This is a genomic window from Nonomuraea jabiensis (genome assembly GCF_014204795.1).
GTDB classification, from domain to species: Bacteria; Actinomycetota; Actinomycetes; order Streptosporangiales; family Streptosporangiaceae; genus Nonomuraea; species Nonomuraea jabiensis.
The window spans coordinates 10,264,228-10,287,990 of record NZ_JACHMB010000001.1 but is presented as its reverse complement, the minus strand read 5'-3'; the positions used below and the strand labels follow the sequence as shown (position 1 = coordinate 10,287,990).

The following is a 23,763-nucleotide window of genomic DNA, read 5'->3' as shown; positions in this document are numbered from 1 at the left end:
CGGAGCGTCATGAACACCACCGACACGACCCCGCTGGACCCGATCTCCGTCGAGGTCATCGGAGCGGCCCTCGCCTCCATCGTGGAGGAGATGGTCGAGACCATGGTGCGGGCCGCGTACAGCACGAACATCAAGGAACGCCGCGACTGCACCGCCGGGTTCTTCGACGCCGAGGGCCGGCTGATCGCGCAGGGCGAGCACAACCCGGCCCACCTCGGCGTCCTCATGGGCGTGGTCGGGAAGATCGTGGAGCGTTACGCCGTCGATGAGATCGCCGACGGGGACACGTTCGTCGCCAACGACCCCCACAGCGGCGGCGGCACCCACATTCCCGACATCGTGCTCGCCTGCCCGATCTTCGCCGACGGCCGGCTGGTGGCCTGGGCGGCGAACCTGGCCCACCACGCCGACTTCGGTGACCGCGGGCACGCGCACATCTTCCAGGAGGGCCTGCGCATCCCGCCGGTACGCCTGCTGCGCGCGGGGGAGCTGCAGACGGATCTGTTCGACCTGATCCTGCTGAACTGCCAGGTGCCCGACGAGCGCCGGTCCGACTTCCAGGCCCAGCTGGCGGCCAACCGGGCGGCGGTCATCCGCTACCGGGAGCTGTGCGCGCGGCACTCGATCCCGACGATGGCCGCCGCCGCGCGGGCGCTGCTCGACCACGCCGACCGCCAGACCCGCGCCGCCATCCGCGAGGTCCCGGACGGCGTCTACACGTTCGAGGACCGCTTCGACTGCCCCGAGCTCGACGAGGAGCTCACCCTGCGCGTGGCGATCACCGTGCGCGACGACGAGCTCTTCTTCGACTTCTCCGGCAACCCGCCGCAGGTCCGCGCCAGCGTCAACATGGTGTACGGCGCCCTCGAAAGCACGGTGTACTACGCCGTGAAGACGCTCATCGATCCCGACATCACGCCCAACGCCGGCGTCATCCGCGCGATCCACATCGACGCGCCCCGCGGCAGCATCCTGAACGCCGTCGCCCCCGCCGCGGTCAACGCCCGCACCGAGACCTGCCAGCGGGTCGTGGACCTCATCCACGGCGCCCTCGCCCCCGCGCTGCCCGACCGGGTCACGGCCGCGCACAACGGCTCGAACACCGGCTTCCACTTCGACGGGCTCGACCCGCGGACCGGCAAGTACTTCGTGTACCTGGAGACCATCGGCGGCGGGTCCGGCGCCCGCGCCACCAAGGACGGTCTCGACGGCGTGCAGGTGCACGTCACCAACACCAGCAACCTGCCCGTCGAGAGCCTCGAACAGGAATACCCGCTGACCGTGGAGGCCTACGAGCTGGTCGACGGATCCGGCGGCGTCGGCGAGTTCCGGGGCGGCATGGCCATCAGGCGCGTGGTGCGGGTCGAGGCCGACGGCATCGGGTTCTGGCTCGACGGCACCCGCTACCGGTCCCGGCCGTGGGGGTTGTTCGGCGGCGGGCCCGGCGCCAGCGGCGGCTGGGCGGTCAGCCAGGGCGCCAGGCCCATCGACCACGGGCACACGGTGCTCAACACCGGCGACGTCGTCACGATCACGACCCCGGGCGCCGGAGGGTACGGCCCGCCGGCGCGCCGGGCGCCCGAGCTGGTCGAGAAGGACCTGCGCGAGGGCGTCATCTCGGCCGAGACCGCCCGCGACGCCTACGGCCTGGAGGACTGAGGAAGACATGCGGAACGATTCCCCGATTCGCGTCGCCGTCATCGGCTTCGGCACGGCCGGACGCTTCTTCCACGCGCCGTTCCTCGCCGCAGACCCGGCGTACGACCTGCGGCTCATCATCACAGGCGATCCGGACCGCCAGGCGGCGGCGCGCGCCGCCCACCCGTCCGCCACGGTGGCGGCGACCGCTGACGCCGTCACCGCCCACGCCTCCGACCTGGACCTCGTCGTCGTGGGCACGCCGCCGTCGACGCACGTCGAGCTGGCCGGGAACGCCCTGCGGGCGGGGCTGGACGTCGTCGTCGACAAGCCCTTCACGCCGACCGCCGCCGAAGGACGCAAGCTGATCGCGCTGGCGGCCGAGCTGGGACGGCGCCTCACGGTGTTCCAGAACCGCCGCTGGGACGCCGACTTCCGCACCCTGCGGCGCCTGATCGCAGACGGGCGGCTGGGCACGGTCCACGCCTTCGAGTCCAGGTTCGAGTGGTGGCGCCCGGACGGGCTCGGCGGGTGGAAGGGCGAGACCGGCGTCGCCGACGGCGGCGGCATCCTGTTCGATCTGGGCACCCACCTGATCGACCAGGCCCTGCAGCTGTTCGGCCCCGTGACGGAGGTCCTGGCCGACGTCAACCGCCGCGACCCGCGCGCCGGCTGCGACGCCGACGACGACACGGTGGTGATCCTCCGGCACGCCTGCGGCACGAGCTCCCGCCTGACGATGAGCAGCGTCGCGGCCCTGCCCGGCCCCCGGTTCCGGGTTCTGGGCTCGCGGAACGGGTACGTCAAGCACGGGCTGGACGGCCAGGAGGCCGCCCTGAAGGCCGGGACGAGCCCCGCCGACCCGGCGTTCGGACGGGAGCCCGAGGACTGCTGGGGCCGGTTGGGGCAGGGCCACGAGACGACGCCCGTCGAGCCCGAGCGCGGGAACTACGCCGAGTTCTACCGCCTGCTCGCCCTCGCCCTGCGCGACGGCGCGGACCTGCCCGTCGATCCCGGCGACGCCGTCGATGTCCTGGACGTCATCGAGCGGGCCCACACCAACGCGAAGAAGTGAGGAGTCACGTGACAGATCACACCGCGCCGGCGCGCGTCGTCGTCCTCGGGGGCGGCATCCTCGGGGTGTCCACCGCCGCGCACCTCGTGCGGGGCGGCGCCGAGGTCGTCCTGGTCACCGAGGCGGAGCTGGCCAGCGGGGCGTCGGGTCGCTCGCTGTCCTGGCTCAACTCGGCGGGCGCGCGGTCCGGGCCGTACCATCTCCTGCGCCTGCTCGGCATCGACCGCTACCGCACCCTGTTCGCCGCCGACCCTGCCCTGGAGTGGCTGCGGTTCGACGGCGGCCTGTGGTGGACGACCCCCGACGGCGCCGAGCGGACCCGCGCCCGGCACGAGCACGAGATCGAGCGGGGCTACGAGTCCCACCTTCTCGACCGGGCGGACGTCGGCGGGCGGGTGGCCGGTGTGGAGGCGGGTCCGCGCGGCGGGCTCGCGATCCACAACCCGGGCGAGGGCTGGGTCTCCCTGCCGCACCTGATCCGGGAGCTCGCGGACGAGCTGGTCCGGCGCGGGGGACGGCTCGTCACCGGCGCGGGCCGCTGCTCGGTGACCGTGGAGGACGGCCGGGCACGCGGCGTACGCACCGCCGACGGCACGTCGTGGAGCGGCGACGCCGTCGTGGTCGCCTGCGGCGCGCAGACCCCTGCCGTGCTCGCGGAGCTCGGCGTGAACGTCCCCGACGCGTCCCCGCTGTCCATGCTCGTCGTCACGGAGCCGGTCGAGACCGAGGTCGTGACGGTGCTGAACACCCCGCGTGCCGCGATGCGCCCCAATCCGGGCTCGACGTTCGCGATCGACCACTCCTGGTACGAAGAGCACATCGTCGAGCACGAGGACGGCTCCTGCTCGATCGACGAGGCGTACGTCAAGGAACTGCTCGCCGAGGCGTCCGCCCTGCTCCAGGGCGAGGTCTCCCTCCAGGCGGCGTCGTGGCGGCTCGGCCGCAAGCCGATCCCGGGGGACGGCGAGCCGGTGTTCGGCGAGCTGGAGGCGGTGCCCGGGTGCCACGTGGCGTTCACCCACTCGGGGGCGACGCTGGGCCTCATCGCCGGCGAGCTCACCGCGTACGAGGTGCTCACCGGCGCCAGGCACCCCCTCCTGATGGACTTCCGCCCTGAGCGCTTCGCCACCTGATGATCAGAACCGAACGGCCGGACCGCCCCTGGGAAAGGGGTGGTCCGGCCGGGGGTGTCAGATCAGCAACGGCGGCCCTGGTTGATGCAGTCGACGACGACGCGCATCAGGTTGTCGGGCATGACGTTGGCGAAGTCGGCATGGTCGGTGATCGGGTTGTGCTTCTGCTCGGGGAAGGCGTCCACGGCGAACGACCGGCCCTGCGGCACCGAGTAGACGAGGGTCATGCGCAGCTGCGGAACCGCCTGCGTGCCCTGGGGACAGGCGCCGTTCTGACCGGGGAAGACCACGTGCGTGCGGTGGTTGGCGCTGTCGATGTTCTGCCCGTCCCAGCAGCTGGGGAAGTCCAGGATCCGGACGACCTGGCTGCCGCGCGGGCACAGCGGGTACTTGTCGGTGATCCGGTTCTGGAACCCCGTGCAGGTCCACGCGGCGCGTGCGTTGGCCCCGCCGTTCGTCGCGGCCTTGGCGTCGCCGGTGATCAGCCTGAGGAACCTGGGCATCGCCGTGACCCGGGAGCTCGCGTTGCCGCGGAACTGGAGCTGCACGGAGCGGGCCGTCAGCACCCGGCCGATGTTGCCGTGCTCGTCGTCGGCGTTCTCGTTCGACGTGCGGTCCCTGAGCACGGGCCAGAAGTACGCGGACAGGTCGCCCCGCTGGCAGGTCGTACCCCCTGCGGCAAGGCTCTCGTCGGTGGAGAATCCGTCCGTCGTCAGGTTGCCCACGTAGTCGTGAAGGTGGTGCGCGCCGTCGCTCACGCCGGGGGTGACGATGAAGTTGTCCGAGTTGTTGTGGCGGTTCTCGTTCCTTCCGCACTGGGAGACGAAGGTGCCGCGGGAGCCGTTCCGGCCGGCCCCGAATTCGGCGAGGTTGGACTGGCCCGGCTGAACCTGGCGGATGTCGACGAAGTCCTGGGCGAACGGCCCGACGCCGTTCGCGGGGTCCTCACCGTTGCCGTTGCCGTTGCCGTCGCCTTGGCCGCCGGTGGGATCGGGGCTGGGCGAGCCGTTGCCGCCGTTCCCCCCGTTGCCCCCATTCCCGCCGTTACCGCCATTGCCCCCGTTACCGCCATTGCCCCCGTTGCCGCCGTTGCCGAGGGTGCAGGTGGCCAGGTTGCCGAGGCCGGTGGGGCGCTGGCCGGTGCGGCCGATGGCGATGGCGATGCGGTCGATGGTGGCGGCGCGCTTGCCGGCCAGCGGGCCGAGGATGGCGTTCTGGACGAAGTTGGGGCCTCCTTCTCCCGCTGAGCGGGCGAGCCGGTTGTTGGCCTCCTGGATCTGGGTCTCCAGGAGAGCGAGGTTTCTGTCGACTTCGGCCCTGGCCGACGCCGGTACTTCGGGGAGCTTGTCCGCGACGCTGGGGCAGACGATGGTCTGCCCGGACCCCGACCCTGTTCCCTGGCTCGGCGCCTGGGTGGGGGAGGAGCCGTTGCCGCCGTTACCCCCGTTCCCGCCATTGCCCTCGTTGCCGCCGTTACCCCCGTTCCCGCCATTGCCCTCGTTGCCGCCGTTACCCCCATTTCCGCCGTTGCCATTGTTGTTGCCGTTGTTGTTGCCGCCGTTGGCAGTGCCGGTGAGCCTGCAGGTGGCCAGGTTGCCGAGGCCGCTGGGACGCTGGCCGGTGCGGCCGATGGCGATGGCGATGCGGTCGAGGGTGGCGGCGCGCTTGCCGGCCAGCGGGCCGAGGATGGCGTTCTGGACGAAGTTGGGGCCTCCTTCTCCCGCTGAGCGGGCGAGCCGGTTGTTGGCCTCCTGGATCTGGGTCTCCAGGAGGGCGAGGTTTCTGTCGACTTCGGCCCTGGCCGATGCCGGTATCTCGGGGAGCTTGTCCGCCACGCTGGGGCAGACGATGGTCTGCGCCGCCGCCGCCATCGTGCCCGCCTGTGCGGACAGTGGGGAGCCGGTCAGGACAAGTGCGATGCTTCCCCCTAAGGAAACGGCTGCTCGCCACGACCTGAGTCGTCTCCCCCCGAGCGGATTCCGCATGTGTTGCTCCTTCAAGTCTCATGACCCGGGTGGAAGTCCGGTCTCCGGGAGATACGCGAGGCCATGGGGGAGCAGTTCGACCATTTGCCAAGAATCGTGGTTGACAACTCCGTGACTTGCGACGGTCAGGAGCTGCCGAGAGCGCTCCGGCTCGCGAGGAGGTCAGGCTTTCATGACCACGACGTTCGGCGCGATCGGCAGCGGGCGGCGGACCCGGTTCTTCCTGCGGCCGGCGGCGGCGATGCCGGATGCGCTCCGCGAGGCGGCCGGACACGGGATCCAGTCCTCGCCGACGACGGTACCGACCCCCACCCGGCCGCGCCGGCGGGGACGCGGGAAGAGACCGGCGGCCAGGTCAATCACACCAACTACCGACCACAGCTCGGCCCTGCTGCGCGGATCGAACCCCGTCGTCGGCTCGTCGAGGAACAGGCGGCGCGGCGCGGAGCGCCCCGACCGGCCCATCCCGGTGCCGGACGCCCCGGCTGGAGGCCGCCCGCCGCCACCCACCACTGCCCGGCCCCACGAATACCGCGACGGCGCCTGGCTCGTCGACCTCGCGCCCGTCACCGAGCCGGCGAAGATCGCCACGGCCGCGCTCGCCGCGATCGGACTGCGGGGCGGCCCGATGCTCCGGCCTGCGGCGCGGCCCGATGCTCCGGCCTGCGGCGCGGCCCGATGCTCCGGGCTGCGGGTGCTCGCCACGAGCCGCGAACCTCTCGCGGTCGATGGGGAGGCGCTCGTGCCGCTGGCCCCGCTCGCGCTATATCGTGTTCATGCCGCACTGGCGTCCCGGCCTCCGGACGGCCAGACCACCTCTGGAAGCGGTCAGGCGGCAATGGGGGTGGGGTGCCGGTCGTCGATCAGCTGTTCGTAGATCTTCTCGTACCCGCGGGCCATGCTGACCGCGTCGAAGTGGCGAATCACGTGGGCGCGGCACTCGGCGGGGGAGAGGTCGCCGGCCGCGTCGATCGCCGCGGGCAGCTCCGCGGGGTCCGCGCACACGAAGCCGGTGACCCCCGGCTCCACCACCTCGGGGACCGCGCCGCCGCGCAGGGCGACCACCGGCGTGCCGCAGGCCATGGACTCGATCATGACCATGCCGAACGGCTCCTCCCACTGGATGGGGAAGAGCAGGCAGCGGGCGTTGACCAGGAGCTTCCGCTTGGCGGCCCCGTCCGCCTCGCCGACATAGACGGCGTCGTCGCCGAGCCGCGGTCGGATGTGAGTGTCGAAGTACGCGCGCTCGGACGGCTCGGTGAGCTTGCCGGCCAGCAGGATGCGGCGGCCCGCGGCCCGGGCGGCGTCGATGGCCAGGTGAGGTCCCTTGTCGGGACTGAACCTGCCGAGGAAGAGCGTGTAGTCCTCCTTGCGCTCCTTGAAGGGGAAGGTGGTCACGTCGATCGCGTTGTGCACGGTTCCGACCCAGTTGAGGTCCGGCGCCTGCAGGCGCTGGGAGGTGGAGATCGACACCAGCGCCACCGCGTCGCCGAGCTGCCGGTAGTAGTCGGCGAGCTCTCCCTGCGCCGCCCCGTGCACGGTCACCACGGTGGGCACCGGGCGGCCGGCCGCGGTGAGCGGTCCGGCGAGCGAGTGGTCGTGGACCACGTCCACGTCCAGGTCCTCCAGCATCCGTGCCACGTGGGCGGCGTGGACCACCTCGGGCAGCGACTCGCCGACCCGGCTGGAGGGCGGTTCGGGATAGGTGGCCAGGAAGCGCGCGGCCGTGCCAGGCCGGCCGGCGCCGATCAGGGTGACCTGGTGCCCGAGTTTGAGCAGCGCCTGTACCAGGTCGTTGAGCACGGCCTCGATACCGCCGTACGCGCGTGGGGGCACCTCGAACCAGGGCGGCGCCACCATCGCGATGTGCAGTCGGGACCGTACGGACATCAAGAATCACCTCCGTTGTGACGGGACCCATGGACACGGCCCAGCAGTCCGCTCATGCGGGGCCATGGAGAAGGCCGGGCGGCCCGGCTACTCCTCGAGGCGGGCCTTCGCCTCGGCGAGCTCCTCGCGGAGGCGGGCGAGCTCGTGCTCAAGCTCGAGGATGCGGCGGATCGCGATGAGGGTCATGCCCTCGTCGGCCATGCGCGTGACGCGCTGGACGGTCATGATGTCGCGGCGCGAGTAGCGCCGCCGGCCTCCCTCGGAGCGGCTCGGGGTGACGACGTCGTGCTGGTCCAGGCGGCGCAGAAAGGCCTGCTGCACATCGAGCATCTGGGCGACCTGCCCCATGGAGTAGAGGGGGGCGTGCTCGTCGTCGAAGGGAAGATCGGACATCATGGGCCTTCCATGCTCGCGGGGGCGGGCGCCCACCCGCCCCCGTGGACGAGGTCAGGCCGGGATGGCCCGGGTGTCGCCGCGTCGGACTTCGACCTTGCGCGGTCTGGCGCGTTCGAGGACCGGGATGCGTACGGTGAGCACGCCGTTGGCGTAGCCGGCCTCGATCCGGTCGCTGTCGAGGTGCTCCGACAGATAGACGCGTCTGGTGAAGGCGCCCATCGGACGCTCGCGGACGAACACCCGGTCGTCCTCGCCGAGCTCCTCCTCGCGGCGCGCGCTGACGCTGAGCACGCCGCGGTCGACGGTCACCTCGACCGAGCCCGGATCGATGCCGGGGAGATCGAAGCGCAGGACGACGTCATCGTCGTGGCGCAGGCCGTCCATCGGCATCGAGGGGCCGTTGAGGACGCGCGGCGTCAGCCGGCTGAACTGGCGCTCGAACTCCTGGATGAACGGGTCTATGGAAGTCAGCAGCATCGGTACCTCCTAGCTTCTCGAGAGCCGGGGGGAACTTGTAATTCGAGTCGGAGATTAGCTCTTGCTTCGGATGCATGCAACTGTGGCTATGGAAAAGGTGGATATCGATGTTGCATAAACCTCCGCTTCAAGTTATAAGTTCTCTGGACTCAGACGGAGAGAGATGCCGCCCGAGACGGAAGAACCCGCGCCGTGCTCGGGCTCGCCTCGTGGGGGAGACATGTCTGTGCTCGATTTCCTCGGCCGGGACATGGCAGTGGACCTTGGCACGGCCAACACGCTCGTGTACGTACGCAACCGCGGCATCGTCCTCGACGAGCCTTCCGTGGTGGCGCTGAACACCAGGACCGAGAAGACCGTCGCGGTCGGCCACGAGGCCAAGCAGATGATCGGCCGCACGCCCGGTCACATCGTGGCCATCCGCCCGCTGGCCGACGGCGTCATCACCGAGCTCGACGTGGCTGAGCAGATGCTGCGCTACTTCATCCAGAAGGTGCACCGGCGCCGCTACTTCGCCCAGCCACGCCTGGTGGTGGCCGTGCCCAGCGGCACGACCGGGGTCGAGCAGCGCGCGGTCAAGGAGGCCGGCTACCAGGCCGGAGCGCGCAAGGTCTACATCATCGAGGAGCCCATGGCCGCCGCCATCGGGGCGGGGCTGCCCGTGCACGAGGCGGTCGGCAGCATGGTCGTCGACATCGGCGGCGGTACGACCGAGGTTGCCGTCATCTCGCTCGGCGGCATCGTCACCGCCCGCTCGCTGCGGGTGGGCGGCGACGAGCTCGACGAGGCGATCATCGCGTACGTCAAGAAGGAGCACTCGCTGCTCCTGGGCGAGCGCACGGCCGAGGAGATCAAGATCGCGCTGGGCTTCGCCTGGCCGCAGAGGGAGGAGCCGAAGGCCGAGATCAGGGGGCGCGACCTGATCAGCGGTCTGCCGCGAACCGTCACGATCTCCGCGGGTGAGGTGCGCGAGGCGATAGAGGAGCCCGTGCACGCGATCATCGACGCCGTGCAGACCGCGCTCGACCTGTGCCCGCCGGAGCTGGCGGGCGATCTCGTGAAGAACGGCATCACGCTGACCGGCGGCGGCGCCCTGCTGCGCGGGCTGGACCGGCGGCTCGGCGAGGCGACGGGCATGCCCGTCAGGACCGTCGAGAACCCGCTGCACTCGGTCGTGCTCGGCTCCGGCCGCTGCGTCGAGGAGTTCGACCGGCTGCAGAGCGTGCTGGTCCCGGAGCCGAGGCACTGACCATGCGTTTCCTTCATCGCCCTGCCCGCGTGGTCGCCCTGCTGGTGGCCGCCGCCGCCGTCCTCATCACCCTCGACCTGCGCGGCGACGCCTCCTTCCTGCGCTCCGCGGGCGCCGCCATGACCGGTCCCGTCGAGCAGGCGCTCGCTGCCGCGGCTCGTCCCCTGTCCGCGCTGGCGGGCGCGGGAGAGGCCCGCCGGCGCGCCGAGGAGCTGGAGCGGCGGAACATCCGACTGGCGGCCGAGCTCTGGGCCGAGCGCGCGGCCGGGACCCGGGACGCGCAACGAGCCGGCCTCCTGTCCACATACCGGGCTGAGGACGCGCGCCCGGCCGAGGACGCGGGTCGGGCCCAGGACGCGGGCCCTGCCGCCGACGGCCGGCGCGACGCGCCCCCGAGCGGGCGGGCGCGTCTCACCGTGGTGACCGCGCAGGTCATCGCGGCCCGCGACGACACCGTCACCATCGATGCCGGTACGCGGGCCGGGGTGCGTCCCGACCTGGCCGTGGTCACCTCCGACGGGCTGGCCGGCCGGGTGATCGAGGCCGGGCCGAGCGTCGCCACCGTGCTGCTGCCCACCGCGCCATCCGCCACCATCGGCGTCCGGACGGCGGCCACCGGCAAGACCGGCCGTGAGACCGGCCGTGAGACCGGCCGTGAGACCGGCCGTGAGACCGGCCGTGAGACCGGCCGTGAGACCGGCCGTGAGACCGGCCGTGAGACCGGCCGTGAGACCGGCCGTGAGACCGGCCGTGAGACCGGCCGTGAGACCGGCCGTGAGACCGGCCGTGAGACCGGCGAGTCGGGCCGCGAGTCCGGCGGCGCGGTCGGTCGGGAGGTCGGCCGCGAGAGTGGCGGTGCGATGGGCACGGTCACGGGCCGGCGTGAGGACGGGCTGCTCGCCCTGCGCCTGTTCGACGCCGACGCGCCGCTGCGCCCCGGTCAGCGGGTGGAGACGCTGGGGTCGAGCGGCCGGACGCCGTACCCGCCCGGCGTGCCCGTCGGGACCGTCGAGCGCGTCGACCCCGCCCGCGACCAGCTGACCCGCACCGCCCTGGTCCGCCCCGCCGTCACGTTCGGCACCCTCGACGTCGTAGGCGTGATCGTCGATGCGGGCTAGGTTCGCGGCGGCCGCCGTGCTCGCCCCGCTGCTCCAGGTGGCCATGCTGGAGCGCCTTCCAGCCGCGCCCGATCTGGTCATGCTCGTGGCCGTGACAGCGGGGCCGGCCATGGGGCCGGTGGCCGGGGCGGTGACCGGGTTCGCCACGGGGCTCGTGGCGGACCTGGTCCCGCCCGCCCTTCCGCCCGCGGGCCGTACGGCCCTGCTGCTCTGCGTGCTCGGCTACGCCTGCGGCCTGCTGCCGCGCAAGGTCCCCGTGGCGGCCCGGATCCTCGCCGGGGGCGCGGCCGGCACCCTGGCCGCCACGGGCGCCGGCCTGCTGATCGGCGGCTGGCCCGATCGGCCGGCGCTCACCGCCCTGCCGCTCAACCTGCTCGCCGTGCCCCTGGTGTGGCTCCTGCTCGCCGGACGCGGCCGGTCACTGTTCAGAAGGTTCTCCGATGCGACGCTTCCTGTTGATCCGTCTGCTGGTGTCCGCGTTGTTCGTCGTCCTGCTCGGCCGACTGTGGCAGGTGCAGATCCTGGACGGCGAGTGCTACACGGAAGCCGCCGTCGCCGACCACGTACGCCACATCGCCATCCCGGCCGTTCGCGGGCGCATCCTCGATGACCGGGGGCGCCCGCTGGCCCGCAACCGCGCCGCCATGACCGTGTCGGTGGACCGCGTCGCGCTGGGCCGGCAGCCGGACCACGGGCGGGCCACCCTGCGCCGGCTCGCCGGCCTGCTCGACCGTCCCTACAGCGAGCTGGCCGGGCGGATCCGGCTGTGCGGGCCGAAGGTGGGCAAGCCGTGCTGGGCGGGCTCGCCGTACCAGCCGATCCCGGTGGCGGAGGGCGTGGCCGAGCGGGACGCCACGCAGATCGCCGAACGGCCGGAGGACTTCCCCGGCGTGACCGCCGAGCCCCGTCCGGTACGCGACCACCCGCGCGGAGATCTGGCCGCTCACGTGCTCGGCTACCTGGCGCCCGATGAGGGCTCGGACGGCCGACCCGTGGGCAAGGACGGATTGGAGGCCGCGTACGAGGCCGACCTGCGCGGCCGCCCCGGCAGCAGGGACGTGGTCGTCGACAGCGCCGGACAGGTGCTGCGCATCCAGCGCGAGCAGCCCGCCACGCCGGGCGCGACGCTGGTCACCAGCATCGACGCCCGCGTGCAGGCCGTCGTCGAGAAGGCACTCGAACGCGCGGTGCGCAAAGCACGCAAGGCCGACTCCGGCGCCGCCGTGGTGCTGGACGCCCGCACCGGGCGCGTCGCGGCCATGGCCTCCTACCCCGCCTACGACCCCGACGTCTGGACCGGCGGCATCGAGCCGGCCGACTACCGGCGCCTGATCAGCGCCGAACGGGGCAGCCCCCTGGTGTCCAGGGCCGTGCAGGGACAGTGGCCGCCGGCCTCCACCTGGAAGGTGGTCTCGACGGCCGCCGCCGCGGCCTCCGGCTACGACCTGGAGGGCCGCTACGACTGCCCCGGCTCGTACCGGATCGGCGGCCGGGCCTTCCGCAACTTCCAGGGCGCCGACCTCGGCGCCATGGACCTGCACCGGGCGCTGATCGTGTCCTGTGACACGATCTTCTACCGGTTCGCGCACGAGCTGTGGCCCCGCGAGCCGATGCAGCGCATGGCCAGGGACTTCGGATTCGGGGTCAGGACGGGCGTGGACCTTCCGGGAGAGGCGGCGGGCCGGGTGCCGGACCGCGCGTGGAAGCGGCGGCAGTGGGCGCAGACCAAGGACCGGACCTGCAGGGACGCCCGCGAGGGCTACCCGGGGACGGCGAGGACGGACCCCGCGCGGGCCGCCTACCTCAAGGCGATCGCCGCCGAGAACTGCGCCCACGGCTACCTCTGGAGCGCCGGCGACGCCGCCAACTTCTCCATCGGCCAGGGCGAGGTGCTCGTCACGCCGCTGCAGCTGGCCCGCGCGTACGCGGCACTGGCCAACGGCGGCACCCTGTTCAGCCCGCGCCTCGGCAAGGAGGTGCGCGGCCCGGACGGCACGCTGATCCGCACGATCACCCCCCCGGTGGCCGGCCGCCTGCCGGTCCCGGCCAGAACGCTCGCCTACGTCCGACGCGCCCTGGCCGAGGTGCCCAAGTCGGGAACGGCCGCGACCGCCTTCTCCGGGTTCCCCCTCGGCAAGCTGCCGGTGGCGGGCAAGACGGGCACGGCAGAGGCGTACGGCGCCGAGGACACCTCCTGGTTCGCGTCGTTCGCGCCGGCCGACGACCCCAGGTACGTGGTGGTCGCCGTGATCTCCCAGGGCGGCTCGGGTGGCGACGCCGCCGCGCCCGCCGTACGGGAGATCTGGGCCGGCATGTACGGCCTGGAAGGCAAGAAGGCGGCGCTGCCGGAAGGGAGCAGGTCGTGACCGTCCTGCGCAGGATGGACTGGCGGCTGGTCGTTCCCGCGACCGTGCTCTGCCTGGCCGGCGTCGTGCTGGTCTGGTCGGCCACCCGGCCGCGCATGGCGGCGGTGGGGGAGGACCCTCAGACGTACCTCAAGCGGCAGATCGTCAACGTGCTGGTCGGGCTGGTGCTGATGACAGCGGTCGTGCTGGCCGGCCAGGCCAGGCTGCGTGCCTGGACCCTGCCCGCGTACCTCGTCACGCTGCTGTGCCTGGCCGCCGTGCTGACCCCGCTGGGCAGGACCGCCAACGGCGCGCAGTCGTGGTTGTCCGTGGGCGGGCTCGAGGTGCAGCCGTCGGAGCCGGCCAAGGTGACGCTGGTGCTCATCCTGGCCGCCCTGCTCGGAGACCGCCCGGATGGAGAGCGCCGGCCGCGCGGAGCGCAGGTGCTCATGGCGCTGGCGGCGACCGCGGCGCCGCTGGCCCTGATCATGCTGCAGCCGGACCTGGGCACGGCGATGGTCATGGCGGCGACGGTGGGCGGCGTGCTCGTGGTCGCCGGTGTCCGGCGGCGCTGGCTCGTCCTGCTGGCCGGGGCAGGCATCGGCGCGGCGGCGGGGGCCTGGTTCCTCGGGCTGCTCCGCCCGCACCAGGTGCAGCGGCTGCTCACGTTCGCCGACCCGATGGCCGACCCGCAGGGCGCGGGTTACAACGCGGCTCAGGCGCTGGTGACGGTCGGGTCGGGCGGGCTGTTCGGCCGGGGGCTGTTCCGGGGCGACCAGACCGGCGGACGGTTCGTCCCCGAGCAGCACACGGACTTCATCTTCACCGTGGCCGGCGAGGAACTGGGCTTCGCGGGGGCGATGCTGCTGCTGGTTCTGCTCTGGGCGGTGGTCCGGCGAGCGCTGAGCGTCGCGGCGCGCGGCTGCCCCGCGCCGTACGGGACGCTGGCCGCCGCGGGCATCGCCTGCTGGCTGTCGGTGCAGACGTTCATCAACGTCGGCATGGTCGTCGGGCTGGCGCCGATCGTGGGCGTGCCACTGCCCTTCGTGTCCTACGGCGGGTCGTCTGTCGTGGCCTGCCTGGCGGCGGTCGGCGTCCTCGTGGCGGTGCAGGACCAGCCGGGCAGCTTGAGGGAGCATCGAGCTCGTCAACACCGCTCCTCGGCCCGTCCGGCTGCTCCCGCCAACCTTTCGCCACCTTTCGAAAGATGGCGTCCTACCTCCCCGCCATGCCGGTGAGCATGATGCCCCTGATGAAGTACTTCTGCGCCGCCAGAAACACCACGATGACCGGGACCAGCGCGAGTATGGACACCGCCATCATGAGGTTGTAGTCGTCTGCGTACTGGCCGCGGAACAGCGAGATGCCGAGCGGGATCGTGTAGTTCTCCGTCGAGCGCAGGTAGATGAGCGGATCGATGTACTCGCCCCAGGCCCCGACGAACGACAGCAGCGTCACGGTCGCGATCGCCGGCTTCGACAGCGGGATCATGATCCGCCAGAGGATCCGCAGTTCCCCCGCGCCGTCGATGCGCGCCGCCTCCACCAGCTCCTGCGGGATCGTGGTGAAGAACTGCCTGAGCAGGAAGATGTACAGCGCCGTGCCGAAGAAGTTGGGCAGGAACAGCGGCCAGAAGGTGTCCACCAGATCCAGCTTGGAGAACAGCAGGAACCTCGGCACGATGACCACCTGCGCCGGGATCATCATCGTGCCCAGCATCAGCGCGAAGGCCATGCCGCGCATCCGCGAGCGCAGCCGCGCGAAGGCGTAGGCGGGCAGGATGCAGGAGATCAGGTTGCCCACGATCGACAGCGTGGTCACCACCACGCTGTTGACCAGGAAGGTGTTGAAGGGCAGGGCCGTCCACGCGTCGGGGAAGTTCGACCAGGTGAAGACGTCGGGCAGGAACCTCGGCGGAAACTCCAGCACGGCTCCGGCCGGCTTGAGCGCGGTGGTCAGCATCCACAGCAGCGGGAGCAGGCTGGCCGCCGAGGCCAGGACGAGGAGCGCGTAGGCCGTCAGCCGCTGGACCCGGCGGATCCGCTCGGCCTGGGCCGGGGCCACGGGCCGCTTCTCCACCGGGCGGGCCTGTGCGGGCAGGACCTTGATTGCCATCTCGTGACCTACTTGACCTCGTAGTGGACCCAGCGGCGCGCGAGCCCGAACTGGATCACGGTGAACACGATGACGAGGAAGAACAGCGCCCAGGCGATCGTCGAGGCGTAGCCCATCTCGAAGTACTTGAAGGCGTAGCGGTAGACGTACAGACCCAGGACCAGGGTGGAGTTGGCCGGCCCCCCGTCGGTCATGAACAGGATGAGCTGGTACGCCTGCAGGCTGCCGATGAAGCCCACGACCAGGTTGAAGAAGATGACCGGCGACATCATCGGGACCGTCACGTGCCTGAACCTGCTCCACCAGCCGGCGCCGTCGATGTGCGCGGCCTCGTACAGCGAGGCGGGCACGCCCTGCAGCCCGGCCAGGAAGATGATCATCGCGTTTCCGGTGGTCCAGGTCGTCATGATGACCAGGCCGGGGATCGCCCAGCTCGCGTCGGTCAACCACCCGGGCCCCTGGATGCCCACGAGGCCGATCAGGTAGTTGACCAGGCCGTAGTCGGGATGCAGCACGTGGATCCAGAGGAGGGCGGTGGCGATGCCGGAGATCACCGACGGCATGTAGATGATCGTCCGGAAGACCGCCTGCCCGCGTACCTTGATGTTGAGCAGCAGCGCCGCGGCGAGGCTGTAGACGACACCGGCCGCGGCGGAGGCGGCGCCGAAGTACACGGTGTTCCGCGTCGCCATCCAGAAGTCGGGGTCGCGCAGCAGCTGGGCGTAGTTGTCCAGGCCCACCCACTGCGGGGACGACAGCAGCTCGTAGCGGGTGAAGCTGAGCACCAGCGACACGACGATGGGCCCGCCGGTGAAGAAGACGAAGCCGATGCTCCACGGCAGGGCGAACAGGTGGAACCGGCGGGCCTCGCGCCGCAGGAGGGGGGAGGTGGCCATGGTCAGACGTTCTCCGCGAGCATCGGTGTGACCCGCTCGGTGACCTGCTTGAGCCCGTCGTCCACCGACAGCGACCCCGACATGACGCGTTCCCAGATCGGCTTGGTGAGGTCTTCGAGCTTGGGCGTCGCGGGCAGCCTCAGCACGCCGTCGCTGGTGCCGTACTTGTGCAGCGAGTCCTTGGTGGTGTCGATCACCTCCTTGTCGAGCTTGAGGTCCTGGAGGTTCTCCTCGAAGGCCGACAGCCGCGACGGCGGGGTGTCGAGGAAGAAGCGGTGCCCGGCGTAGGAGCGCAGGGAGTTGAGCACGATCCACGCCGCCTCGGGGTTGCGCGTCTTGCTGGTGATGCCGAAGGCGCTGCCCAGGACCGGGGTGAAGCGGCCCTCGGGACCGCTGGGCACGTGCGTCAGGCTCCAGTCGAACTGCTGCTCGGCGGGCAGGGTGAGCAGGGTGACGATGTTCCACGCGCCGCCGACGTACAGGGCGCCCCGGCCCAGCGTGAACGGCTCCACCTTCGCCGTCGCCTGCGTCTCGGCCAGGTCGGGCATCGCCTTGTCCTTGATCAGCAGGTCGATCCAGCGCTTGAGGATGTCACGGCTGGCCGGCTCCTGGATCACGCACTTGGTCTCGTCGGCCGTCAGGTAGCGGCCGCCGTGCGCGAGCAGGAACGTGGCGGTGAGGTCGCTGGTGGGCTTGGGCACCGGCGTGAACCCGAAGACCTTCTGCGCGCCCGTGCCCGAGACCAGCCCGCGCGCGGCCTCCATGAGCTTGTCCCAGGTCCAGGAGGCGTCGGGCACCTTGGCACCCGCCTTCTCGAAGATCTCCTTGTTGTAGAAGAGCAGCTTGGGCGCCGAGTCGGTGCCCAGCGCGTAGAGCTTGCCGTCACGCTCCCAGTAGCTGAGCGCCGCCTTGGAGAAGTCGGCGCGGTTGAACTCGGGCGTGGCCGCGATGTAGTCGTCCAGCGGCAGGTACAGGTTGTTCTTGATGAAGCTCTGCCCCCACTGGAACTGCGAGTACATGATGTCGGGCAGCACGCCGCTGGCGGCGCCCGTCAGGTACTTGGTGCGGAAGTCGTCGAACGGCGTGACCTCCACCTTGATGTCGATGTTCGGATGCCGCTTCTTGATGAACTTGGCGAACTGCGCGTGCCGCACCTCGTGCCGCTGGCCCGGGATGATCGCGACGGTGACGGTGACCTTGGACGTGGGCTCCGGCACGTTGGTCGTGGGCCAGGGCAGCGAGTCGAAGAGCTTCTCCGCCTCGGCGTAGGGGAACAGCGCGCTCTCCGGCCGGTCCGGGTTGATCACCGCGGAGCCGCCGGACGCCGAGGCGGTCGAGGAGGCCGGGCCGGCCTGGCGGGTGCGCTCGCCGCTCCCGCAGGCGGTGAGGGGTACGGCCGCCGCCGCCATGGCGGCGAGGCTGAGAACCTGGCGCCGGTTCAGGCCCGTGGTGTTCAGGCCGCGCAGGGGGTTGTCCATGGGGGGTATCGCCTTTCAGCCTTTTCAGAGGAAGAGCTCGATCACCGGGACGGCCACGTCCGGCGGCTCCACGGGAAGCTCGAGGGTGAGGGTGCCCTCGGGGATCGTGAAGAAGTTGACGTTCCCGTTGTCGACCTTGGGGTCGGGCGCCCACATGCGGATCTCCGACCGGTCGTTGAGCAACTGGGCGTAGCGGACCTTGCCCGCCAGCCCCGGCAGGTGCAGGTGCCGGTACGGCCAGGAGAAGAGGTGCACGTAGAGCCGGTCGCCGCGCTGGGTGTAGCGGCAGTGCTCGGGCGCCTGGAACTCGCTCGCCCCCGCGCCGTGGATCGACTGGCTGTGCAGCCGCATCCAGTCGCCGATCTCCCGCAGCGTCTCGAGCGCCTTGGGCTCGAACTCGCCCCGGCCGTTGGGCCCCACGTTGAGCAGCAGGTTGCCGTCCTTGGAGACCGAGTCGATCAGCATGCGGATGAGCAGGCCGGGCGACTTCCACGCCTTGTTGTCCCGGTCGTAGCCCCAGCTCCCGTTCAGCGTCTGGCAGGCCTCCCAGACCGTCGACAGTGGGGCCGGGGGCTGGAACTGCTCCGGCGTGGTGAAGTCGCCCGGCAGCTCCAGCCGGTTGTTGATCAGGATGTCCGGCTGGATGCGGCGGATCTTGTCCACCAGCTCCTCCGAGCGCCACTCGGCCTTGCCCTTGCCGCCGTAGACCGGCTTGCCCTGCCTGACCCGGCCGGCGTAGGAGAAGTCGAACCACAGCGTGTCGAGGGGGCCGTAGCGGGTGAGCAGCTCCTCGACCTGCCCATGCAGGTAATCCGCATATTTCGTGACATCGCGTTCGGGGAACGTGCCGCCCTCGACGTACGCCGGGTGCAGCCCGTCGATCGGGAAGTCCGGGTGGTGCCAGTCCAGCAGCGAGTAGTAGAAGCCGACCCCGAGGCCCCTGCTCCGGAACGCCTCGACGAACGGACCGATCAGATCCTTGCCGTACGGCGTCCCGCTCACGCAGTAGTCGGTCAGGGCCGAATCCCACAGGCAGAAACCGTCGTGGTGCTTGGAGGTCAGCACGGTGTAGCGCATCCCCGCGCGCTGCGCGGCCTCCGCCCACGCGTCGGGGTCGTACAGGTCGGGGTCGAAGCGCTCGAAGTACCGCTGGTACTGCTCGTCGGACATGTGTTCGCGCTGCTTGACCCACTCGTGGCGGGCGGCCAGGGCGTAGAGCCCCCAATGGATGAACAGGCCGAACCTGCGCTGCCGGAATTCGTCGATACGGGAATCGGACATCCGTGACACCCTCTGTCGTAGTTAGCCCTGTGCGAAAAATTTCGCAACTCTCGACTTGCGGGTAACGTAGGCGAAACATCGGATGTGGTCAAGGGTTTCCTGAGTTGCGAATCAGTCGCGACTCCGGCCCGCCTCCCCCTGTCCTGGCCCAGTATGTGGCCACTGAGGTCGGATAGATCGGGCGTATCGGACGGGGATCCCGGCGGATTTGCTGCCGCGCTGATGAGCGCCACTACATCCGATGTTTCCTTCGAGCCCCTTCTACTGACAACGGTTTCAGTCAGGCTAGGTGGCGACTGAGCGGGCTAGGCCCCTGAGTTGGGCAAATGTCCGAGTAAGTAACGACTTGGAAACATGGCATTGACACTCCGTGGCCGGATCCTGCCATCATCACTGACATCGATTTCAGTTTGGAGCTCACTTGGTCACCATCCATGACGTAGCAGCTCGCGCGGGGGTCTCTCCCGCCACGGTCTCGCGTTTCCTGCGGGGCCAGCGGGTGCGCTCGTACGAGGCGATCCAGGCCGCCATCGACGAGCTGGGCTACTGGCCGAGTGCCGCGGCGCAGTCGCTGAAGTCCGGGCGGACCAACACGATCGGTGTCGTCGTCCCGGACATCACCAACCCGTACTTCGCCGCGGTGGTCAAGGGCATGGAGTCCGTCACGCGTACGGAGCCCTACCGCATCCTGCTCGCCAACAGTGACGAGAGCAGCGAGCAGGAGGACGACGTGCTGGCCGACCTGGTGCGCAGGGTCGACGGCATCATCCTCGCCCCCGCCACCGAGCAGGACCAGACGCCGCTGCACGTGCGCGACGCCGACGTGCCCCTGGTGTTCGTGGACCGCGATCTGGCGGGCGGCGAGCGGTTCGACGCCGTGCTGGTCGACAACGACGGCGGCGGCAGGCAGGCGGCCGAGCACCTGCTGGCCCTCGGGCACACCAAGGTGGCCGCGATCAGCGGCACCCTCGACACCACCCCCGGGCGGCTGCGGCGCGAGGGCTTCGTCGGGACGCTCGCCAAGGCGGGCATCGAGGTGCCGCCCGAGTACGACCTGGTCGGCGACTTCAAGGAGCACAGCGGCTACCAGCTCACGCTGTCCCTGCTGTCGCTGCCCGAGCCGCCCACCGCCATCTTCGCCGCCAACAACCTCATGACGCTGGGCGTGCTCAAGGCGCTGCACGACATGCGGATCGACATCCCCGGCCAGGTCAGCCTGATCGGCTTCGACGATCTGGACACCGGTCCGCTGCTCAAGCCGCCCCTGACCGTCGTCGACCGGCCGATGGTCGAGCAGGGCGTGCTCGCCATGCGCCTGCTGCTGCGCCGCCTCGACCCCAATGAGACCGGTGGCAGCGCCAGCCGCATCGTCCTGGACACCAAGCTGATCGAACGCGCCTCCACCGCCCCGCCGGGCGGCTGGCCGGCCCCCTCACGCACGAGAAAGACCCGATCGCGATGAGCGTTGCGACCACTTCCCTCGCGGACGTGGCCTCTTCGGAGGCGGCGTTGCGAGCTTTCCTGCACGGCCTGCCCGGGGTTGACCGGGTCGGCGCGGACCAGCGGGCGGCGATGCTCGGCACCCGTTCGATCAAGACCACCGCCAAGGCACAGGCCATCGACCTGGCCATCTCCATGGTCGACCTGACCACCCTCGAAGGAGCCGACACCGCCGGCAAGGTGCGGGCGATGTGCGCCAAGGCCGTCCACCCCGGCGGCGACGCTCCCCGGGTGGCGGCCGTGTGCGTCTACCCCGACCTCGTCGAGGTCGCGGTCCGGGCGCTGGCCGGGACCGGGGTCAAGGTGGCCTCGGTCGCCACCGCCTTCCCCAGCGGCCGTTCCTCGCTGGAGGTCAAGGTGAGCGACACCGCGCTGGCGGTGGCGGCGGGCGCCGACGAGATCGACATGGTGATCGACCGGGGCGCGTTCCTGTCCGGCCGCTACCTGAAGGTGTGGCAGGAGATCGCCGCGGTCAAGGCCGCCTGCGGCGGCGCGCACCTGAAGGTGATCCTGGAGACCGGCGAGCTGGCCACCTACGACAACGTGCGGCGCGCGTCCTGGCTGGCGATGCTGGCCGGCGCCGACTTCATCAAGACCTCCACCGGCAAGGTGGCCCCGGCCGCCACGCTCCCGGTGACGCTGATCATGCTGGAGGCGGTGCGCGACTTCCGCGACGCGAGCGGCCGTCAGGTGGGTGTCAAGCCCGCGGGCGGCATCCGCACCACCAAGGACGCCATCAAGAACCTGGTGCTGGTGCACGAGACGGCCGGCGATGACTGGCTGTCGCCGGACTGGTTCCGGCTGGGCGCCTCCTCGCTGCTGAACGATCTGCTGATGCAGCGCCAGAAGCTGGCCACCGGCCGCTATGCCGGTCCCGACTACTTCACCCTGGACTGATGATGGCGATCTTCGAGTACGCCCCCGCGCCCGAGTCGCGCGACATCGTCGACATCAAGGCGTCGTACGGGCTGTTCATCGACGGCGAGTTCGTCGACGGCTCCGGCACCCCGTTCAAGACGATCAACCCCGCGACCGAGGAGACACTGGCCGAGGTCGCCACCGCCTCCTCCGACGACGTCGACCGTGCCGTGCAGGCCGCCCGCAAGGCGTTCGGCGCCTGGTCGGCGCTGCCGGGCGCGGAGCGGGCCAAGTATCTGTTCCGGATCGCGCGGATCATCCAGGAGCGGGCCCGCGAGCTGGCGGTGCTGGAGTCCCTCGACAACGGCAAGCCGATCCGCGAGTCGCGCGATGTGGACGTGCCGCTGGTGGCGGCGCACTTCTTCTACTACGCGGGCTGGGCCGACAAGCTCGAATACGCGGGGTTCGGCACCAAGCCGCTCGGCGTGGCGGGGCAGGTCATCCCGTGGAACTTCCCGCTGCTGATGCTGGCCTGGAAGATCGCGCCGGCGCTGGCGTGCGGGAACACGGTGGTGCTCAAGCCGGCCGAGACGACGCCGCTGACCGCGTTGTGGTTCGCCGAGATCTGCCGGCAGGCCGACCTGCCGCCCGGCGTGGTGAACATCGTGACCGGCGCGGGCGAGACCGGCGCGGCGGTGGTGGGCCACCCCGACGTGGACAAGGTGGCTTTCACCGGCTCGACCGAGGTCGGCCGTCTGATCGCGCGGGCGGTGGCGGGCACGGACAAGAAGCTGACCTTGGAGCTGGGCGGCAAGGCGGCCAACATCGTGTTCGCCGACGCCGCGATCGATCAGGCGGTGGAGGGGATCGTCAACGGGATCTTCTTCAACCAGGGGCACGTGTGCTGCGCCGGATCGCGGCTGCTGGTCCAGGAGTCGGTGCAGGAGGAGCTGCTGGCGGCGTTGAAGCGGCGGCTGGGCACGTTGCGGGTGGGGGATCCGCTGGACAAGAACACCGACGTGGGCGCGATCAACTCGGCCGAGCAGCTGGCCAAGATCCGGGAGCTGTCGCAGATCGGGGAGTCGGAGGGGGCCGAGCGCTGGTCGCCGGCGTGCGAGTTGCCCGAGCAGGGGTTCTGGTTCCCGCCCACGATCTTCACGGGGGTGGCGCAGTCGCACACGATCGCCCGGGACGAGATCTTCGGTCCGGTGTTGTCGGTGCTGACGTTCCGCACGCCGGCCGAGGCGGTGGAGAAGGCCAACAACACGCCGTACGGGTTGTCGGCCGGCATCTGGACCGAGAAGGGGTCGCGGATCCTGTGGATGGCTGACCGGTTGCGGGCGGGGGTGGTGTGGGCCAACACGTTCAACAAGTTCGACCCGGCCTCGCCGTTCGGTGGTTACAAGGAGTCCGGATACGGCCGCGAGGGCGGCCTGCACGGATTGGAGGCCTACCTCGATGTCTGATCGACGAGTGACCGTGCGCAAAACGTACAAGCTCTTCATCGGTGGAGCGTTCCCGCGCTCGGAGAGCGGGAGGTCCTACCCCGTGACGAGAACGGAGCACGCCGCCAGGGCCTCGCGCAAGGACGCCCGCGACGCCGTGGTGGCCGCGCGCAAGGCGTTCCCCCGCTGGTCGGGCGCCACCACCTACAACCGGGGCCAGGTCCTCTACCGGGTCGCCGAGATGCTGGAGGGCCGCCGCGCCCAGTTCGCCGACGAGCTCGGCGGGCCGCGCAAGCAGGCGCTGGAGCAGGTGGACGCCGCCGTCGACCGGCTCGTCTGGTACGCGGGCTGGTCCGACAAGATCGCCGCGGTGCGCGGGACGGCCAATCCGGTCGCGGGCCCGTACTTCAACCTGTCCTCGCCGGAGCCGGTCGGGGTGGTCGCGGTCATCGCGCCCGCCGAGCCCCTGCTCGGCCTCGTCACCGCCGTCGCACCCGTGATCGTCACCGGCAACACCTGCGTCGCGGTCGCCCCGGAGCGAGGGCCGCTGCCCGCGATCACGTTCGCCGAAGTGCTGGCCACCTCCGACCTGCCGGGCGGCGTGGTGAACATCCTCACCGGGCACCAGGCCGAGCTGGCCCCGTGGCTGGCGGCGCACATGGACGTCAACGGGCTCGACCTCACCGGCGCGGCGGCCCCCGAGCTGAAGCAGGCCTGCGAACAGGCGGCGGCCGAGAACTTCAAACGCGTGCTCACCGCGGCGCAGGACCCCGGAACGAGACGCATGACCGCGTTCATGGAGACCAAGACGGTCTGGCACCCCGCCGGGATCTGATCGACCCCGCACCCGCAAGGACACGGCCCATGGGCCGTGCCCTCGGGTC

21 protein-coding genes are annotated in these 23,763 nt (G+C 71.0%); 12 read left to right on the top strand and 9 right to left on the bottom strand.

Going from position 1 to position 23,763, the window contains the following annotated elements; all coding sequences use genetic code 11:
- Positions 1 to 9 precede the first annotated feature (9 nt).
- Genes HD596_RS47120 through HD596_RS47110 form a run of 3 tightly spaced genes read left to right on the top strand, consistent with a single transcriptional unit; the run spans position 10 to position 3,846 of the window.
- On the top strand, positions 10 to 1,659 hold the full coding sequence (locus HD596_RS47120) for a hydantoinase B/oxoprolinase family protein (protein ID WP_185075830.1): 1,650 nt from the start codon (positions 10 to 12) through the stop codon (positions 1,657 to 1,659).
- A 7-nt stretch (positions 1,660 to 1,666) separates the two neighbouring features.
- Positions 1,667 to 2,713, top strand: a complete 1,047-nt coding sequence (locus HD596_RS47115) for a Gfo/Idh/MocA family protein (RefSeq protein WP_185075829.1) — start codon at positions 1,667 to 1,669, stop codon at positions 2,711 to 2,713.
- Between the two features lie 8 nt (positions 2,714 to 2,721).
- On the top strand, positions 2,722 to 3,846 hold the full coding sequence (locus tag HD596_RS47110; protein WP_185075828.1) for an NAD(P)/FAD-dependent oxidoreductase: 1,125 nt from the start codon (positions 2,722 to 2,724) through the stop codon (positions 3,844 to 3,846).
- A 62-nt stretch (positions 3,847 to 3,908) separates the two neighbouring features.
- On the opposite strand, the gene HD596_RS47105 is transcribed toward HD596_RS47110, so the two are convergent.
- The 5 genes from HD596_RS47105 to HD596_RS47085 all read right to left on the bottom strand — a co-directional run bounded on the left by HD596_RS47105 (position 3,909) and on the right by HD596_RS47085 (position 8,594).
- Entirely contained in the window at positions 3,909 to 5,717 is a 1,809-nt protein-coding gene (locus HD596_RS47105) for a DUF1996 domain-containing protein (protein WP_246555361.1), read from the bottom strand.
- Positions 5,718 to 5,993: 276 nt separating this feature from the next.
- Complete coding sequence (locus tag HD596_RS47100; RefSeq protein WP_185079475.1) at positions 5,994 to 6,536, bottom strand: hypothetical protein; 543 nt, start codon at positions 6,534 to 6,536, stop codon at positions 5,994 to 5,996.
- A 123-nt stretch (positions 6,537 to 6,659) separates the two neighbouring features.
- Entirely contained in the window at positions 6,660 to 7,721 is a 1,062-nt protein-coding gene (locus tag HD596_RS47095; protein ID WP_221519909.1) for a glycosyltransferase family 4 protein, read from the bottom strand.
- An 87-nt stretch (positions 7,722 to 7,808) separates the two neighbouring features.
- Complete coding sequence (locus HD596_RS47090) at positions 7,809 to 8,117, bottom strand: MerR family transcriptional regulator (protein ID WP_185075827.1); 309 nt, start codon at positions 8,115 to 8,117, stop codon at positions 7,809 to 7,811.
- A gap of 51 nt (positions 8,118 to 8,168) precedes the next feature.
- A complete protein-coding gene (locus tag HD596_RS47085) occupies positions 8,169 to 8,594 on the bottom strand; it encodes an Hsp20/alpha crystallin family protein (protein ID WP_185075826.1) in 426 nt (141 codons plus the stop codon).
- A gap of 220 nt (positions 8,595 to 8,814) precedes the next feature.
- Between HD596_RS47085 and HD596_RS47080 the strand changes: the two genes are divergently transcribed.
- Genes HD596_RS47080 through rodA form a run of 5 tightly spaced genes read left to right on the top strand, consistent with a single transcriptional unit; the run spans position 8,815 to position 14,544 of the window.
- Positions 8,815 to 9,843 carry a rod shape-determining protein gene (locus tag HD596_RS47080; RefSeq protein ID WP_185075825.1) on the top strand — a complete coding sequence of 343 codons (1,029 nt, stop codon included), beginning with the start codon at positions 8,815 to 8,817 and terminating at the stop codon, positions 9,841 to 9,843.
- Positions 9,844 to 9,845: 2 nt separating this feature from the next.
- On the top strand, positions 9,846 to 10,961 hold the full coding sequence (gene mreC, locus HD596_RS47075; protein ID WP_185075824.1) for a rod shape-determining protein MreC: 1,116 nt from the start codon (positions 9,846 to 9,848) through the stop codon (positions 10,959 to 10,961).
- Entirely contained in the window at positions 10,951 to 11,571 is a 621-nt protein-coding gene (locus HD596_RS62955) for a rod shape-determining protein MreD (protein WP_246555360.1), read from the top strand. Before mreC ends, HD596_RS62955 begins: the two co-directional genes overlap by 11 nt.
- Positions 11,453 to 13,327 carry a penicillin-binding protein 2 gene (gene mrdA, locus HD596_RS47070; RefSeq protein WP_246558201.1) on the top strand — a complete coding sequence of 625 codons (1,875 nt, stop codon included), beginning with the start codon at positions 11,453 to 11,455 and terminating at the stop codon, positions 13,325 to 13,327. Before HD596_RS62955 ends, mrdA begins: the two co-directional genes overlap by 119 nt.
- A complete protein-coding gene (gene rodA / locus HD596_RS47065; protein ID WP_313046375.1) occupies positions 13,324 to 14,544 on the top strand; it encodes a rod shape-determining protein RodA in 1,221 nt (406 codons plus the stop codon). Before mrdA ends, rodA begins: the two co-directional genes overlap by 4 nt.
- On the opposite strand, the gene HD596_RS47060 is transcribed toward rodA, so the two are convergent.
- From HD596_RS47060 to HD596_RS47045, 4 genes are read right to left on the bottom strand one after another with little or no spacing between them, the layout of a single operon-like run.
- On the bottom strand, positions 14,522 to 15,421 hold the full coding sequence (locus tag HD596_RS47060) for a carbohydrate ABC transporter permease (protein WP_185075822.1): 900 nt from the start codon (positions 15,419 to 15,421) through the stop codon (positions 14,522 to 14,524). The genes rodA and HD596_RS47060 overlap by 23 nt on opposite strands.
- A gap of 8 nt (positions 15,422 to 15,429) precedes the next feature.
- Positions 15,430 to 16,317, bottom strand: coding sequence for a carbohydrate ABC transporter permease (locus tag HD596_RS47055; protein WP_185075821.1), 888 nt, complete (start codon positions 16,315 to 16,317; stop codon positions 15,430 to 15,432).
- A 2-nt stretch (positions 16,318 to 16,319) separates the two neighbouring features.
- The gene (locus HD596_RS47050; RefSeq protein WP_185075820.1) at positions 16,320 to 17,795 is read right to left on the bottom strand and encodes an ABC transporter substrate-binding protein; all 1,476 of its coding nucleotides are present in this window, start codon (positions 17,793 to 17,795) and stop codon (positions 16,320 to 16,322) included.
- 24 nt (positions 17,796 to 17,819) lie between these two features.
- Positions 17,820 to 19,076: an alpha-L-fucosidase gene (locus HD596_RS47045; RefSeq protein ID WP_185075819.1), complete on the bottom strand. Its 1,257-nt coding sequence runs from the start codon at positions 19,074 to 19,076 to the stop codon at positions 17,820 to 17,822.
- Positions 19,077 to 19,497: 421 nt separating this feature from the next.
- Here HD596_RS47045 and HD596_RS47040 point away from each other — a divergent pair, with 421 nt between their 5' ends.
- From HD596_RS47040 to HD596_RS47025, 4 genes are read left to right on the top strand one after another with little or no spacing between them, the layout of a single operon-like run.
- On the top strand, positions 19,498 to 20,538 hold the full coding sequence (locus tag HD596_RS47040; RefSeq protein ID WP_185075818.1) for a LacI family DNA-binding transcriptional regulator: 1,041 nt from the start codon (positions 19,498 to 19,500) through the stop codon (positions 20,536 to 20,538).
- Positions 20,535 to 21,473, top strand: coding sequence for a deoxyribose-phosphate aldolase (gene deoC / locus HD596_RS47035; RefSeq protein ID WP_185075817.1), 939 nt, complete (start codon positions 20,535 to 20,537; stop codon positions 21,471 to 21,473). Before HD596_RS47040 ends, deoC begins: the two co-directional genes overlap by 4 nt.
- The gene (locus tag HD596_RS47030; RefSeq protein WP_185075816.1) at positions 21,473 to 22,900 is read left to right on the top strand and encodes an aldehyde dehydrogenase family protein; all 1,428 of its coding nucleotides are present in this window, start codon (positions 21,473 to 21,475) and stop codon (positions 22,898 to 22,900) included. Before deoC ends, HD596_RS47030 begins: the two co-directional genes overlap by 1 nt.
- Positions 22,893 to 23,714 carry an aldehyde dehydrogenase family protein gene (locus HD596_RS47025; RefSeq protein WP_185075815.1) on the top strand — a complete coding sequence of 274 codons (822 nt, stop codon included), beginning with the start codon at positions 22,893 to 22,895 and terminating at the stop codon, positions 23,712 to 23,714. The genes HD596_RS47030 and HD596_RS47025 overlap by 8 nt, the downstream gene beginning before the upstream one ends.
- Positions 23,715 to 23,763 lie beyond the last annotated feature (49 nt).

Bases quoted from the DNA above. Each gene is read 5' to 3' on its own strand.
- HD596_RS47120 (WP_185075830.1), top strand. From the start codon at position 10: ATGAACACCACCGACACGACCCCGCTGGACCCGATCTCCGTCGAGGTC.
- HD596_RS47115 (WP_185075829.1), top strand. From the start codon at position 1,667: ATGCGGAACGATTCCCCGATTCGCGTCGCCGTCATCGGCTTCGGCACG.
- HD596_RS47105 (WP_246555361.1), bottom strand. From the start codon at position 5,717: ATGGCGGCGGCGGCGCAGACCATCGTCTGCCCCAGCGTGGCGGACAAG.
- HD596_RS47095 (WP_221519909.1), bottom strand. From the start codon at position 7,721: ATGTCCGTACGGTCCCGACTGCACATCGCGATGGTGGCGCCGCCCTGG.
- HD596_RS47090 (WP_185075827.1), bottom strand. From the start codon at position 8,117: ATGATGTCCGATCTTCCCTTCGACGACGAGCACGCCCCCCTCTACTCC.
- HD596_RS47085 (WP_185075826.1), bottom strand. From the start codon at position 8,594: ATGCTGCTGACTTCCATAGACCCGTTCATCCAGGAGTTCGAGCGCCAG.
- HD596_RS47080 (WP_185075825.1), top strand. From the start codon at position 8,815: ATGTCTGTGCTCGATTTCCTCGGCCGGGACATGGCAGTGGACCTTGGC.
- mreC (WP_185075824.1), top strand. From the start codon at position 9,846: ATGCGTTTCCTTCATCGCCCTGCCCGCGTGGTCGCCCTGCTGGTGGCC.
- HD596_RS62955 (WP_246555360.1), top strand. From the start codon at position 10,951: ATGCGGGCTAGGTTCGCGGCGGCCGCCGTGCTCGCCCCGCTGCTCCAG.
- HD596_RS47060 (WP_185075822.1), bottom strand. From the start codon at position 15,421: ATGGCAATCAAGGTCCTGCCCGCACAGGCCCGCCCGGTGGAGAAGCGG.
- HD596_RS47055 (WP_185075821.1), bottom strand. From the start codon at position 16,317: ATGGCCACCTCCCCCCTCCTGCGGCGCGAGGCCCGCCGGTTCCACCTG.
- HD596_RS47050 (WP_185075820.1), bottom strand. From the start codon at position 17,795: ATGGACAACCCCCTGCGCGGCCTGAACACCACGGGCCTGAACCGGCGC.
- HD596_RS47045 (WP_185075819.1), bottom strand. From the start codon at position 19,076: ATGTCCGATTCCCGTATCGACGAATTCCGGCAGCGCAGGTTCGGCCTG.
- deoC (WP_185075817.1), top strand. From the start codon at position 20,535: ATGAGCGTTGCGACCACTTCCCTCGCGGACGTGGCCTCTTCGGAGGCG.
- HD596_RS47030 (WP_185075816.1), top strand. From the start codon at position 21,473: ATGATGGCGATCTTCGAGTACGCCCCCGCGCCCGAGTCGCGCGACATC.
- HD596_RS47025 (WP_185075815.1), top strand. From the start codon at position 22,893: ATGTCTGATCGACGAGTGACCGTGCGCAAAACGTACAAGCTCTTCATC.